This is a genomic window from Streptomyces sp. NPDC059582, from assembly GCF_042735715.1.
Taxonomy (GTDB): Bacteria; Actinomycetota; Actinomycetes; order Streptomycetales; family Streptomycetaceae; genus Streptomyces.
In genome coordinates this window covers 88570-101211 of sequence record NZ_JBHWCC010000005.1, presented here as the reverse complement: position 1 = coordinate 101211, position 12642 = coordinate 88570, and the positions used below count along the sequence as shown (strand labels likewise).

The following is a 12642-nucleotide window of genomic DNA, read 5'->3' as shown; positions in this document are numbered from 1 at the left end:
ACGCGGTCGGGGACAGTCGGGCGTGGTCGGTGCCGGTCAGAGCTTGGTGACGTCCAGTTCCCCGGCCGCGTACTGCCTGCGCAGCACCTTCTTGTCGAACTTGCCGACGCTGGTCTTGGGCACCGCCCCGATGATCGTCCAGCGCTCGGGCAGCTGCCACCTGGCGATTCCGGCCTCGTCGGCGAGGAAGCCGCGCAGCGCGTCGAAGTCGGCGACGGAGCCCTCCCTCAGCACCACGGTGGCCAGCGGACGCTCGCCCCACCTGTCGTCCGGGACGGCGACGACGGCGGCCTCGGCGATGTCCGGGTGGGACATCAGGGCGTTCTCCAGGTCGACGGAGGAGATCCACTCGCCGCCGGACTTGATGACGTCCTTGGCACGGTCGGTGAGGGTCAGGAAACCGTCCGCGCTGATGGTGCCCACGTCGCCCGTCTTGAGCCAGCCGTCCGCGCTGAACTTGTCGTCGGGGCGCAGCGGTTCGACGCCGGGGCCGTTGTAGTAGGCGCCGGCGATCCAGGGGCCGCGCACCTCCAGTTCGCCCGCGGACTCGCCGTCCCAGGGCAGACGTTCGCCGCCCGGACCGCTCAGGCGGGCCTCGACTCCAGCCGGGAACCGGCCCTGGGTGAGCCGGTACGCGAACTCCTCCGCCGTGCCGACCGCGTGGGCCGGCGGACGGGCGACCGTGCCGAGCGGGGACGTCTCCGTCATGCCCCAGGCGTGGCAGACCCGCATGCCCAGCTTGTCGAAGGCCTCCATGAGGGAGGGCGGGCAGGCCGAGCCGCCGATGGTGACCTGGGTGAGGGAACCGACGTCACGGGGCTTGGCGGTCAGCTCGCCGAGCAGGCCCTGCCAGATGGTGGGGACGGCGGCCGCGTGCGTGGGACGCTCGGACTCGATCATCTCGGCGAGCGGCGCGGGCTGGAGGAACCGGTCGGGCATCAGCAGGTTCACCCCCGTCATGAAGGTCGCGTGCGGCAGGCCCCAGGCGTTGACGTGGAACTGCGGCACCACGACCAGCGAGGTGTCCTGGTCGGTCAGCCCCATGGACTGGGTCATGTTGACCTGCATGGAGTGCAGGTAGATCGAACGGTGGCTGTACACCACGCCCTTGGGGTCGCCCGTGGTGCCGGAGGTGTAACACATGGCGGCCGCCTGGCGTTCGTCCAGCTCCGGCCAGTCGTACGCGGTCGGCTTCCCCGCGATCAGGTCCTCGTACTCATGCACCTGGACGGACGTCGCGCCCGCGAGCAGCGAACGGTCACCCGGACCCGAGACGACGACGTGCTCTATCGTCCCGAGCTGCGGCAGCAGCGGGGCCAGCAGCGGAAGCAGCGAACCGTTGGCGATCACGACCCTGTCGGCCGCGTGGTTCACGATCCAGACCAACTGTTCCGCGGGCAGCCGGAGGTTGAGGGTGTGCAGGACCGCGCCCATGGAGGGAATCGCGAAGTACGCCTCGACGTGGTCCGAGTTGTTCCACATGAGCGTGGCCACCCGATCGTCGTCCGCGACTCCGAGGTCGTCGCGCAGGGCGTGCGCCAACTGGGCCGCGCGGACGCCGATCTCGGCGTAGGAGCGGCGCTCGGGCTCTCCCTCACCGGTCCAGGTGGTCACCTGTGATGCGCCGTGGATCGTCGACCCGTGGTTCAGGATCCTCGAGATCAGCAGCGGTACGTCCTGCATCGTGCTCAGCACGGCGTCCTCCCGGGCGACATTGCCTACGCGGTGGTAACGGTTGCGCTGATTCTGCGCACATACCGCGCGGTATGTCACTAGGTCCGGACGATCGATCACATCGGTCGGGGACCCGACGTCCCCCGAGCCCGGCCCCCTAGCGCACGAGCACCAGCTCGGGATCCTCGCGCAGCTTCCCGAGCGCCCGCGACACCGCCGACTTCACCGTGCCGACCGAGACCCCGAGCACCTCCGCCGTCTGGACCTCGCTCAGGTCCTCGTAGTACCGCAGCACCACCATCGCCCGCTGACGGTCCGGCAGCTTCATGACCGCCCGCCACATCGCGTCGTGCAGTGCCTGCTGCTCGGCGGGGTCGTCCCCGCCGTGCGCGGTCTCCGGCTCGGGCAGCTCCTCGCACGAGAACTCGTCGACCCTGCGCTTGCGCCACTGCGAGGTGCGCGTGTTCACCAGCGCCCGGCGCACGTACCCGTCGAGCGCGCGATGGTCCTCGATCCGCTCCCAGGCGACGTACGTCTTGGCCAGCGCGGTCTGCAACAGGTCCTCGGCGTCGCTCGGGTTCGCGGTCAGCGACCGGGCGGTCCGCAGCAGCACCGGCTGGCGGGCCCTCACGTACGACGAGAACGACGGGTAGGTGGAGGTCCCCCCGGCCGAGCGAAGACGAGACGGCGGGAGGGTCTGCCTCACTGGTGCAGCGGCTTTCGAGGCGCTGGTGCAGACGGGTGTGGTCATGACTCCACGCTATGAGCGACCCCCGCTCCGGCGGATCGGCCGCAGGTCCCGCAGCGGAGTCCGCCTCAGGTTGTAGGGGTGGGGCAGGCTCCACCTCCTGAAGGTGGATGAGCGGCCGGGGTCTCCTGCGGGATTACCCCTGGGGGGCTCAACCGTCCGCCGCGAGGACCAGGCCCGAGGTCGGCACCCCCGTCCCCGCCGTCACCAGGACCCGCCCCGCCCCGGATATGGGGTTCACGGACGTGCCGCGCAGCTGCCGTACCGCCTCGGCAACGCCGTTCATCCCGTGGAGGTACGCCTCCCCGAGCTGGCCGCCATGGGTGTTGATCGGGAGCCGCTCCCCGGCGACGAAGTCCGCGGCCTCTCCCGGCGCGCAGAAGCCGAACTCCTCCAGCTGCATCAGCACGAACGGGGTGAAGTGGTCGTACAGGATCGCCACGTCGATGTCGGCCGGCGTGAGTCCGGACGTCCGCCACAGCTGGCGGGCCACCACACCCATCTCCGGCAGCCCCGTCAGATCGTCCCGGTAGAAGCTGGTCATCTGCTCCTGTGCGCGACCGGCGCCCTGGGCGGCCGCCGCGACGACGGCCGGCGGATGCGGCAGGTCGCGGGCCCGCTCCACGGAGGTGACCACGACCGCCTGCCCGCCGTCCGTCTCCTGGCAGCAGTCCAGCAGCCGCAGCGGCTCGACGATCCAACGGGAGGCCGCGTGGTCGGCGAGGGTGATGGGTCTGCCGTGGAAGTACGCCGCCGGGTTGGTCGCCGCGTACCTCCGGTCCACCACGGCCACGTGTCCGAAGGCCTCCGGGGTCAGCCCGTAGGTGTGCAGATAGCGCTGGGCCGCCATCGCCACCCAGGAGGCCGGGGTGAGCAGCCCGAACGGCAGGGACCAGCCGAGGCCCGTGCCCTCCGCCGACGGCTCCCGGTGCTGGACCCCCGAGCCGAATCGACGCCCCGACCGCTCGTTGAAGGCGCGGTAACAGACCACCACCTCGGCGACCCCCGTCGCCACCGCCAGTGCCGCCTGCTGGACGGTCGCGCAGGCCGCCCCGCCGCCGTAGTGCACCCGGGAGAAGAAGGACAGCTCGCCCATCCCGCAGGCCTGGGCCACGGTGATCTCCGGGTTGGTGTCCATCGTGAACGTGACCAGCCCGTCCACGTCGGCCGGCGTCAGCCCCGCGTCAGCCAGCGCCGCCCGGACCGCCTCCGCGGCCAGCCGCAGCTCGCTGCGCCCCGAGTCCTTGGAGAACTCCGTGGCCCCGATGCCGACGATCGCCGCCCGCCCGCCCAGCGTGTCCCGCTTCCGTACGCTCATCGCGCGCCTCCCCGCGCGACGGTGAGCGTCACCGTGCCGGTCACATGGCGGCCGACGCCGTTCGCCCCGACCACCCGGACCGTGACGGTGTCGCCGTCGACCTCCGCCACCGTGCCGGTCAACACCATCGTGTCACCGGGATAGTTGGGCGCCCCGAGTCTGATGGCCACCTTACGGAGCACCGCCGTGGGGCCGAAGTGGTCGGTGATGTACCTCCCGACCAGGCCGTTGGTGGTGAGGATGTTCATGAAGATGTCGGGGGAGCCCTTGCCGCGGGCCAGCTCGGGATCGTGGTGGACGTCCTGGTAGTCGCGGGAGGCGAGGGCCCCGGCGACGATCAGCGTGCGGGTGATCTCGATCTCCAGCGGCGGCAGCGCCTCACCCGCGGTCATCGCCTTCATGCGGCCACCTCCTCGGCCTTGAAGACAGGAAGCACCAACTCGTCGTCGTACGAATGGAATACGAGCCGCACCGGCATCCCTATCCGCACCTTGTCGTACGGCACCCCGATCACGTTGCTGACGATCCGCACTCCCTCGGTCAGTTCGATCAGCGCGACCGCGTAGGGAGGGGCGAAGGCCGGGAAGGGCGGGTGGTGCATGACCACGTACGAGTAGACCGTGCCCTCGCCGCCCGCCTCGACCGTGTCCCAGTCCGGGCAGCCGCAGGCGTTGCAGCCCGGCAGCCAGGGGTGGCGCAGGGTCGCGCAGCCCGTGCAGCGCTGGATGAGCAGACGGTGCTGTGCCACGCCCTCCCAGAAGCCGGCGTTGTCGCGGTTGACCACCGGCCGGGGACGGGGAGGTTTCGGTTTGTGCCGCGCGGGAGCGTACTTGAGGATGCGGAAGCGGTGGGTGCCCGCGAGCTCGGCGCCCACTCGCACATCCATCCGGGTCGTGACGAAGTACCCGGAGCCCAGCTTGGTCGTCTTCCGCGCCGAGACCGACTCGATCACCACGTCGAAGGTGATCTCGTCCCCCGGGCGCAGGGGCCGCAGATACTCCTGCTCGGAGTCGGTGGCCACGACCGAGGTGCAGCCCGCCTCGTCGAGCAGGGCGAGGAGCTCGTCGTACGCCTCGGTCCGCCCCGCACCCCCCGTGCGGGCCGTGCGGTCCGTGCGGGCCGCGTGGCCGGCCAGGCCGCCCATGGTCCACACCTGGAGCATGGTGGGCGGGGCGACGGCATCGGGCCCCTCGTAGGCCGCGCCGGTGTCGCCCATCGCTTCGCACCAGTGGCGGATCATCGGCGCGTTGACGGGATCCCTGCCGACACCGGCGACCACGGCCTTCAGGCCCTCGTACGCCTTCAGCCTCGCATCCAACTCGTCACCCATCTCCCACCACCGCCCCCTGTCGACCCTTTTCACTCCCCATGGCCCCATGGCCCCATGAGCCCATGACCTCGAGGCCCCATCACCCCGTGGCCTCGCCCACGACCGCCGCCGCCGGCCGCACGGCCTCATGGCCCTTATCGATCCGCGCCGCTTCGCGCTGACATATCTGGTACACCGCGAGCGCCGCGAGGGTTCCCACGATCTCCGCGAAGATTTCTGACTGTCCGTCAGATACCTTGCAGTGTCAAGGCGGTCGGCCGCTGGAGCACCGAGACGCCAAGGCGCCGACGCACCGATGCGCCGATGCACCGACCTACCCTTTGCCTTTTAGCCCCTTGACCCCTTGGCCCCTTGGCCCCTTGGCCCCTGCTGCGTCCGCGCACGAAAAACGCCTGTGCGGCGACGCCGAAGCACCGCCGCACAGGCGTGTCACACCCCACGAAGCACACCCGGCACGGAGTCAAGGGGCGGGCGGGGCCGGCGCACCGGCCACCCGTCTCCTCAGGTCACCACGACAGCGGCGCGAAGCTGACGGCGATGTTCTCGTTGCCCTGATTGATGGCCGTGAACGCCGACCCGTCGACCTGGGCGGTATTGCTCTGGTTCGAGGCGCCGGAACCGACCGCCTGCTGCTGCGTGGTCGAGGAGTTGCCGTTGTTGTCGTGCCCGACCCCGCTGCCGACGATGCTCGCGGCGGCCGCGTTCGATCCGTCGTCCGCGAAGGCGCCGTCGTCCGCCGCCGCGACGCCGGTGAACAGGGCGGCCGCGAGCGGGAGGGCGGAGACAGCGGCGAGAACGCGGGCGGTACGGATGGTTGCCATGTTGTTCCTCCAGAACCGATGACACCCCCGGACTCATGACCGGAAGTGCTTGAAGTACGGCTTTCTCCAAGGCGGTTGGCCGATCGCCTCGGCGTTGCGCACGACGTCGCGAGATCAGAGTTGCCCATCGAATCCCCGGCGAACCAGCCCGGAAGCCACTATTCGCCCCCAAGCGTGATGACAAGTCGATAAACCCCTTTCGCCACCTTCCACGCCTCAACCTCGCAGGTCAGGGCAGTACGGACGGCTCGTCGTCAAGCACCGCAAGAGGTGAAGCGTTCCGGCACATTTCCAGCCAATTCCCCCAGCCCGGCGTGTCGAGGCCCGCCCCTCTTCCTTTTTTCGAACGTACGTACGAACATGGAGGTATGGCCACCACCGACCGGCAGGCCACGACGCTGGCCCTCGCACACGCCCTGTCAGCCGCCGAACGCGGCCTGGCCGTCCTCCCCCTGTCCCGGACGAAGCTCCCGGCCCTGCGCTCCCCCCATCGCTCCGACCCGACCGCCCCGCCCTGCCACGGCGAGTGCGGCCGCTTCGGTCACGGCGTGTACGACGCCTCGACCGACCCGGCCCGCATCCGCGAACTGTTCGCCGCCGCACCCTGGGCGACCGGCTACGGCATCGCCTGCGGTCTGCCCCCACACCACCTGATCGGCGTCGACCTCGACACCAAGTCCGGCACGGACGCCCCGGCCGCTCTGCGCGAACTGGCCCTGCGCCACCTGTTCACGATCCCCGCCACCGTCGTCGTCCTGACGCCCAGCGGAGGCCGCCACCTCTGGCTGACCGGACCGCCGCACGTCGTCGTCCCCAACTCCGCCGGCCGCCTCGCCCCCGGCATCGACATCCGCGGCGCCGGCGGCTACCTCGTCGGCCCCGGCTCCCGTACCGACCACGGCGTCTACGGCACCGCCCCGGGCTCAGCCCACCTCGCCCCGGCGGCCTGCCCGCCCGCCCTGCTGCACCTGCTGCTCCCCCCGGCCCGTACCCACCACCCCACGCCCGCCTCGGCCGGCGGGCACGGCCAGGGCCTGGTCCAGTTCGTGCTGGCGGCGCACGAGGGCCAGCGCAACACGCGTCTGTTCTGGGCCGCCTGCCGCGCCTACGAGAACGGCATCGGGCCCGACCTCGTGGGCCCCCTGGTCGACGCGGCCCTGGGCACGGGACTGACCGAACGCGAGGCCCGCGCCACGATCGCCTCGGCCGCGCGGCTGACGGCATACCGACCGTCGCCGTGAGGAAGGAGCCCCCGGAGAGGGCCCGCGAGAGTGGCGGAACACCTGAGCCTGCGCACAGGGGGCCGGTACCGAACCACCGGAATCGAACCACCGGAATCAGTCACCGGTGTCGGCCACCGGCATCCCGGTGGCGTTCTGACTCGCGTGTCCGCCGGATCAGCGGCGGACGGGTACGGCGATCCTTCGTCGAAGGAGTCCGGCGAGGCGTCGGCGGTGCGGTCCCCCGACGGCGGCGGTGACCGCCGCGCCCGTCACGGAACCCTCCGGAGTTCTCAACCAGCCTCTGCTGCGGGAGCTGAGAAGTCGTACACGGCCCATTCGGTGACCGGTACGTATCCGATGCGTCGGTAGAGGGCGTTGCTGGTGGGGTCGGCGGGGTCCGCGAAGAGCACGACGTCCGTAGCGCCCGCGGCCAGCGCGGCCCTGCTCGCCTCGACCGTCACCGCGCCCGCGTAGCCGCGGCCCCGGTGGCGGGCCGGGGTGTAGACGGGGTCCACCCGGATCATGCGGCCGACCATCGACGTCGAGCCCGCCATGGAGACGGGAGTGCCGTCCGGGGTCTCCCAGAACGTGAAGTGTTTGTCACCGAAGCGCGAATCGGCCCACGAGTCGGCGTCCACGCCGGGGACTTCTCCGACGGTGTCGAGGAACTCACCGCACCAGCGAACGAGTTGCTCGTGATCCTGCTCGCCCACCACTCGGCCCCGGCCCTCCGGGAGCGGCTCCGGTGGGGTGAGCGAGTCGAGACGGTACAGACGGAGACGCTTGCTGAGCGTCGGCGCCGCGCCTGTGTGCCGCTGCCACGCCTGGGCGAAAGCAGTGGCGGTGGTGTGGTCCGCGCTGACGTGCGGAATGGAGTGCCCGAGGGCGGCCAGGTGGGCGGCGAGGGTGTCGGCGTGCTCGGGGGTGAGGGGAGTGAGGCTCAGGCCACGAAGACGGTAGAAGGTGGCGCGGACCTTGCCCGCTCGCTCCAGTCGACCGAGGACGGGGGCTTGGGCACCGTATGCGTCCGCCCCGCGTGTTCGCAGCTTCTCGGTCACCGTCAGCGGCATGGTGTGCAGCGCGGGCCGTGAGCACAGGAAGTCCCCGGCTCGGGCGACGAAGTCGTCGACGTCTTCAGTGAGGTGCCAGTCATCCGATCGCATGCTTCATGTTTTCCCATGCTGTCGGCGTGCGTCCGTGGTTCTTCTTCGAGCAACTCGCGGCGTCCGCGACCTCGGTCTGTGGGTGACGGACAGGACTGAACCGATGACCTGCGCCTGGGCACGTGAGCCCGACGAGGACCAGCCGGGGATCGCCTCTGCTCGGTGCTTGTCAGGCTACGGGCAGCGGCCCGCCCGGTCGGGAAACAGCGGGGGGACAGCGGCCGTCGACAGGCAACGCCCACGTGAACGGCCCCTGACCGAGTTACCTGGTCAGAGGCCGTACACCTGCGGAGGTGGTGGGATTTGAACCCACGGTGACATCGCTGCCACGACGGTTTTCAAGACCTTTCGCCGATCACCAGGCGTCAGGCCCTCCGCCGCAGGTCAGACGGGTGGGGGCTCGTCTGCCGAGTCGCTGCTGTCGCTGTCGTGCCCGCTACGTGCCCCTCGGTCGTGATCGTGTCCGTTGAACCAGGAATCCGAGGCTTCGGCCACTTGGTCATCGCGTCCGGCGACGGGACGGGCGTAGTGCCGTGTGGTGACGCTCGCGTTCGAGTGGCCGAGTCGGTGAGCGGCCGTCATCACGCCGTATCGGTCTGCGACCCAAGTCCCGTGCGAGGCCCGCAGATCGTGCGGGGTCAGATCCGTGAGGCCGGCCGCCGCGACCGCAGGATCGAAGTACGCCTTGCGCCATTGGTTGTAGCGCATGGGTTTACCCGCGAGCGTGGTGAAGAGCAGCGCGTCATCACCGCCGGGCAAGGTCTCCAGGTACGCCGCAAGCCGCCGCACGAGCGAAGGCGCGATGCGCAAGAGCCGCTTCTGATGGGACTTGGGCGTGTCGAAGACCAGAACGCCGTTGGCTTCGGCGAGGTTCTCGTCAACGAGCACGAAGCCGCCGGACACGTCGATGTCCACGCGTCGCAGGGCGAAGGCCTCTCCCACGCGCAAGCCCGCGAAGGCGAGAAGCGCGATCAACAGATCATGCGGTTTCGCGGCGTTTCCAACGATCCGAGACGCTTCGAGCGGCGTGACGATGTGCGGCTCTGTCTCCGGCATCCGGGGCAGCTTTACTCCCCTGCAAGGAGTCTGCGCGATCATGTCATTGTCGGCCGCAGACTGCATGATCTGGGACAGGACGCGGTACGCCTGCCGGATGCGCGAGGCGCTGAGTCCCTTGGTCCGCATCCCGGCAACCCACTCGGTCACGGTCATCGGCCGAAGGCTCGACAACTCGCGATCCCCGAGCGTTGGAGTGATCACCGAGTTGATCAGCGACCGGTACGACGCTTGGGTCGTGTGCTTGAGCTGCGGAGAGACCGCAGCCAGCCAGCGAGCGGCCCAGTCCCGTAAGATCGTCTGCCCTTCGGCAGGGTCGAGCCATCGGCCACCTTCGATCTCGATGCGCTTCTTTGCCAGCCAGCGATCAGCGTCCGCCGTCGTGGCGAACGTCCTTTCAGCAGGCCTGAGTACGCCGTCAGGCCCCGGATACCGGGCTTGATATCGGCCGGAAGGCAGCTTGCGGACCCTGCCGAAGTTCCGCCGAGATCTGCGCTTTGGCGCCACTAGGCGGCCCTCCTAAGCCCCGCAGGCCCCACAGCGACCGGTTGCACGGTGTTGGCAGCCACGTACGCCTCAACAGCCCACTCAGGGATGCGGACGTGACGCCCGACCTTCACGAAGGTGATCCGGCGCTCTTCGATCAGACGCCGGGGGAACCTCACCCCGGTGCCGAGGAGTTCGGCGACCTGCTGCACCGTCAGTAGACGGTCGACCATCACCACTCTCCCTCTGTCTCGCGATCCGGCATGTCGGCCAGGGCTTCGCGTGCGGCCTCTCGGTTCAGTCGGATCTCCTTCGCGATCGATTCGGCCAGCCAGGACTCTCCCGGCGTGTGGCCCTGCCCGGCGTAGACCCAGTGCGCGAGCACGAGCGTGGAGCCCTCCGCGTCATCGAGGTCTTCCGGCAGCCCCCGTTCACGGCGTTCCTGCCGGGCCCGGTAGTCGGCGCGGACCTGGCGACGCTCGCCCAGGGTGGTGGAGTAGGCGCGGGACTTGGTCATGAAGTGGCCCCGGAAGCCGAGCATGTGGGCCCAGCGCCACAGCATCCGGTCCGGATAGGCGTCGTCCAGGTCCCGGCAGGCTTCAATCAGCCGACGGGTATGCCCGGGCAGGGACAGCTTGTCGAGTTCCGAGAGCTCCCCGATCCGGCGGTCCACGGTCTCGGTGGTCTCGGCCGCCTTCGTGGCGTACTTGGCGACGTAGGAAGCGACCGCCCCGTCCGTCAGCTCAACACCGGCCAAGCTGCCGATCGGCTGGACGTCGACCTGAGAGCCCCACCGCAGGGTGCGGGACGGGAAGTCTCCGCCCGCGGGCAGCGGCACCGTGACCCGAGCGGCAGCCGCCCTGATCGCGTCGTCCAGGAGAGCAACCGTGGCCCAGGCCGGCGGAGGGGAGTCAGGCCCGTCCGGACCGTCCATCCGCACCACCGCGTGGAAGTGCACGGCGCCGCGTTTCTGGAACTCGGCGACCTTGCCGAAGGAGACCCGGCACACCTCCCGCATGGCCGTCTGGGACAGGCCCGCACGTGCAGCGACTTCACGGCGCAGATAGATCGTGAACCGGCGCCACAGGTCACCGGCATGGTTGTTCCACAACACCGCACCGGCGTAGTCGTACCGGACCGGGTCGAGGGCCGTGCCGAGCACGGGATCGCCGTCCGTGTGGGAGCTCCCACAGCGGCAGCGGCCGGACGCGGGCCGGTTGTGGACCGGGCCGAACGAGGGTGCGGTGAGAGTGGCGAAGACGCCGGGATGCTGACGAATCTCCCCGGAGATACCCATCCGGAAGTCACCGGTGATCCCGGCACGGATCAGGTGGTAAACGTCCCCGGCATACGTCCAGGCGCACGACGGGCAGCGCGAGGCCCGCCGGTTGCCGCACGCGACGCGGAGCATGCCACCGGGCTCGTTCTCGGTGCTGTAGGAGTACAGGACGTCACCGGTCGCGCGGTCGCGGGTCACGGTCTGGCCCTGAAGCCGGATCGGATGGGAGCAGCCTCCGGTACGGCGTACTTGCTCCTGCCAGCGGTCGAAGTCCGGGGAGTTGGCAACCCGCAGCAGATCGGCGAGGGTCAGGGGGTCGGTGCCCATGGAGGCCGCAGCACCGGCCACGGCCTCCGGGGGGACGGGGAACACCGTCACGCGGCCACCGCCAGCGGCTCGACCACGGGCAGCGGAGCCGGGACGGGGGCGTATCCGAAGCTGCGGTCCTTCGGGCAGATCAGGTCACCGTCGTGCGTAAGGATGCGCAGGCCATCGATACGGACCCAGCGCCAGGCCGGAGCGTGCGCCTGGCAGCCGGGGCAGGCAGGCGGAACGGCGTCAAGCAGGTCATAGCAGGACGGGCGGGTGCTCATGCCGTCACCGCCAGCCGCCAGGCCGGGAACTGGGTCACGAGCGCGGTTAAGCGCGCGACGTGAGAGGCGTGCCGCATCTTCGCGACATCGCTGATCTGATCCGGCGTGATCGCACCCGGCCCGTACTCATCGAGGCCGGAGCCGAGGCAATAGCGGCAGAAGATCGCCAACGGATCGGAGTCCTCGCTTGCCCAGCCGGAGCCCTCGCACTTGAGGCAGTCGCCCCACGGCCGGGACGTCAGGAAGTACAAGCACTGTGCCGGGTTGGCGCACTTCACCTCACCGCAGGCCGGGCAGGCCCGCTGACGGGAGACGTGCACCCGAAGAGGAACGGACGGCATGATGGGGCTTCCCTTCGTGGGACGAAGGAGGACGGCGGCTTGCTTGGCGGTAGGGCGCCGTCCTCCGGGCTTAGCCGGGCCACTACTTATCTAGCTTCTCTTGTGTTATCTAGATTAGTTAGAACAAGTTGAAGCGCAAGGCTCTGGGGCAGATTTCTTTAGGTCACTTAGGTAACCTGGGGAGGTGACGGTGAGCCAGGACGACCCACGTAGCGCCTACGAGCAGGTGGCCGACGACCTCCGACGGAGGATTGCCTCCGGAGCTCTCAAGGCTGGCCAGCGGCTCGACGGAAACGCCAAGATGGCTGAACGCTACGGCGTTGCACCGATGACCATTCGCCACGCGCTCGACATCCTGCGACGCGAACAGCTCATCGTGAGCCAGCAAGGGCGCGGGACCTTCGTCGCCAGCGATCCGGGCTTCGCGGACTCGTGGGAGGAGGCCAGCACCATGGCCGATGAACTCGGCGAGATCAAGGCCGCTCTGGAACTGATTAACTCGCGGCTCGACCGCCTTGAGACCCAGGTTCGCGAGCGTCCTTGACCGAGGAAGACAGCCGCTCAACCCGTTGGGCGGCTTCGGCGAGCTTCTTCCGGATCTCGTGCAGCT

14 protein-coding genes and 1 tRNA gene are annotated in these 12642 nt (G+C 69.7%); 2 read left to right on the top strand and 13 right to left on the bottom strand.

Translation table 11 applies throughout. The features are described 5' to 3' along the window. Nucleotides 1–36: 36 nt before the first annotated feature. From ACFV0T_RS07010 to ACFV0T_RS06985, 6 genes are all read right to left on the bottom strand, one after another. A complete protein-coding gene (locus ACFV0T_RS07010) occupies nt 37–1695 on the bottom strand; it encodes a long-chain fatty acid--CoA ligase (RefSeq protein WP_385775301.1) in 1659 nt (552 codons plus the stop codon). Between the two features lie 136 nt (nt 1696–1831). After that, a complete protein-coding gene (locus ACFV0T_RS07005; protein WP_385775299.1) occupies nt 1832–2425 on the bottom strand; it encodes a SigE family RNA polymerase sigma factor in 594 nt (197 codons plus the stop codon). Between the two features lie 148 nt (nt 2426–2573). After that, the gene (locus ACFV0T_RS07000) at nt 2574–3740 is read right to left on the bottom strand and encodes a lipid-transfer protein (RefSeq protein WP_385775297.1); all 1167 of its coding nucleotides are present in this window, start codon (nt 3738–3740) and stop codon (nt 2574–2576) included. Next, entirely contained in the window at nt 3737–4132 is a 396-nt protein-coding gene (locus tag ACFV0T_RS06995) for a MaoC family dehydratase (RefSeq protein WP_385775534.1), read from the bottom strand. Before ACFV0T_RS06995 ends, ACFV0T_RS07000 begins: the two co-directional genes overlap by 4 nt. Nucleotides 4133–4137: 5 nt before the next feature. Next, entirely contained in the window at nt 4138–5070 is a 933-nt protein-coding gene (locus ACFV0T_RS06990; protein ID WP_385775295.1) for a Zn-ribbon domain-containing OB-fold protein, read from the bottom strand. Between the two features lie 506 nt (nt 5071–5576). Next, entirely contained in the window at nt 5577–5891 is a 315-nt protein-coding gene (locus ACFV0T_RS06985; RefSeq protein ID WP_385775292.1) for a hypothetical protein, read from the bottom strand. Between the two features lie 368 nt (nt 5892–6259). Here ACFV0T_RS06985 and ACFV0T_RS06980 point away from each other — a divergent pair, with 368 nt between their 5' ends. Then, complete coding sequence (locus ACFV0T_RS06980; RefSeq protein WP_385775290.1) at nt 6260–7132, top strand: bifunctional DNA primase/polymerase; 873 nt, start codon at nt 6260–6262, stop codon at nt 7130–7132. 272 nt (nt 7133–7404) lie between these two features. On the opposite strand, the gene ACFV0T_RS06975 is transcribed toward ACFV0T_RS06980, so the two are convergent. From ACFV0T_RS06975 to ACFV0T_RS06945, 7 genes are all read right to left on the bottom strand, one after another. Further along, nucleotides 7405–8277, bottom strand: coding sequence for a GNAT family N-acetyltransferase (locus ACFV0T_RS06975; RefSeq protein WP_385775288.1), 873 nt, complete (start codon nt 8275–8277; stop codon nt 7405–7407). Between the two features lie 286 nt (nt 8278–8563). Next, nucleotides 8564–8655: transfer RNA gene (locus ACFV0T_RS06970), tRNA-Ser, on the bottom strand. Between the two features lie 6 nt (nt 8656–8661). Next, the gene (locus ACFV0T_RS06965; protein WP_385775286.1) at nt 8662–9840 is read right to left on the bottom strand and encodes a tyrosine-type recombinase/integrase; all 1179 of its coding nucleotides are present in this window, start codon (nt 9838–9840) and stop codon (nt 8662–8664) included. After that, nucleotides 9840–10052: a helix-turn-helix domain-containing protein gene (locus tag ACFV0T_RS06960; protein ID WP_385775284.1), complete on the bottom strand. Its 213-nt coding sequence runs from the start codon at nt 10050–10052 to the stop codon at nt 9840–9842. Before ACFV0T_RS06960 ends, ACFV0T_RS06965 begins: the two co-directional genes overlap by 1 nt. Next, the gene (repSA, locus tag ACFV0T_RS06955) at nt 10052–11425 is read right to left on the bottom strand and encodes a replication initiator protein RepSA (protein WP_385775531.1); all 1374 of its coding nucleotides are present in this window, start codon (nt 11423–11425) and stop codon (nt 10052–10054) included. Before repSA ends, ACFV0T_RS06960 begins: the two co-directional genes overlap by 1 nt. Nucleotides 11426–11472: 47 nt before the next feature. Beyond that, complete coding sequence (locus ACFV0T_RS06950) at nt 11473–11691, bottom strand: hypothetical protein (protein ID WP_385775282.1); 219 nt, start codon at nt 11689–11691, stop codon at nt 11473–11475. Further along, entirely contained in the window at nt 11688–11861 is a 174-nt protein-coding gene (locus ACFV0T_RS06945) for a hypothetical protein (RefSeq protein WP_385775280.1), read from the bottom strand. Before ACFV0T_RS06945 ends, ACFV0T_RS06950 begins: the two co-directional genes overlap by 4 nt. Nucleotides 11862–12222: 361 nt before the next feature. Here ACFV0T_RS06945 and ACFV0T_RS06940 point away from each other — a divergent pair, with 361 nt between their 5' ends. Then, nucleotides 12223–12576, top strand: a complete 354-nt coding sequence (locus ACFV0T_RS06940) for a GntR family transcriptional regulator (RefSeq protein WP_385775278.1) — start codon at nt 12223–12225, stop codon at nt 12574–12576. Nucleotides 12577–12642: the final 66 nt, after the last annotated feature.

Excerpts from the sequence above, each read along its gene's own strand:
- ACFV0T_RS06980 (WP_385775290.1), top strand. The coding sequence starts at position 6,260 with ATGGCCACCACCGACCGGCAGGCCACGACGCTGGCCCTCGCACACGCC.
- ACFV0T_RS06985 (WP_385775292.1), bottom strand. The coding sequence starts at position 5,891 with ATGGCAACCATCCGTACCGCCCGCGTTCTCGCCGCTGTCTCCGCCCTC.
- ACFV0T_RS06950 (WP_385775282.1), bottom strand. The coding sequence starts at position 11,691 with ATGAGCACCCGCCCGTCCTGCTATGACCTGCTTGACGCCGTTCCGCCT.
- ACFV0T_RS06975 (WP_385775288.1), bottom strand. The coding sequence starts at position 8,277 with ATGCGATCGGATGACTGGCACCTCACTGAAGACGTCGACGACTTCGTC.
- ACFV0T_RS07000 (WP_385775297.1), bottom strand. The coding sequence starts at position 3,740 with ATGAGCGTACGGAAGCGGGACACGCTGGGCGGGCGGGCGGCGATCGTC.
- ACFV0T_RS06960 (WP_385775284.1), bottom strand. The coding sequence starts at position 10,052 with ATGGTCGACCGTCTACTGACGGTGCAGCAGGTCGCCGAACTCCTCGGC.
- repSA (WP_385775531.1), bottom strand. The coding sequence starts at position 11,425 with ATGGGCACCGACCCCCTGACCCTCGCCGATCTGCTGCGGGTTGCCAAC.
- ACFV0T_RS06995 (WP_385775534.1), bottom strand. The coding sequence starts at position 4,132 with ATGACCGCGGGTGAGGCGCTGCCGCCGCTGGAGATCGAGATCACCCGC.
- ACFV0T_RS06990 (WP_385775295.1), bottom strand. The coding sequence starts at position 5,070 with ATGGGTGACGAGTTGGATGCGAGGCTGAAGGCGTACGAGGGCCTGAAG.
- ACFV0T_RS07005 (WP_385775299.1), bottom strand. The coding sequence starts at position 2,425 with ATGACCACACCCGTCTGCACCAGCGCCTCGAAAGCCGCTGCACCAGTG.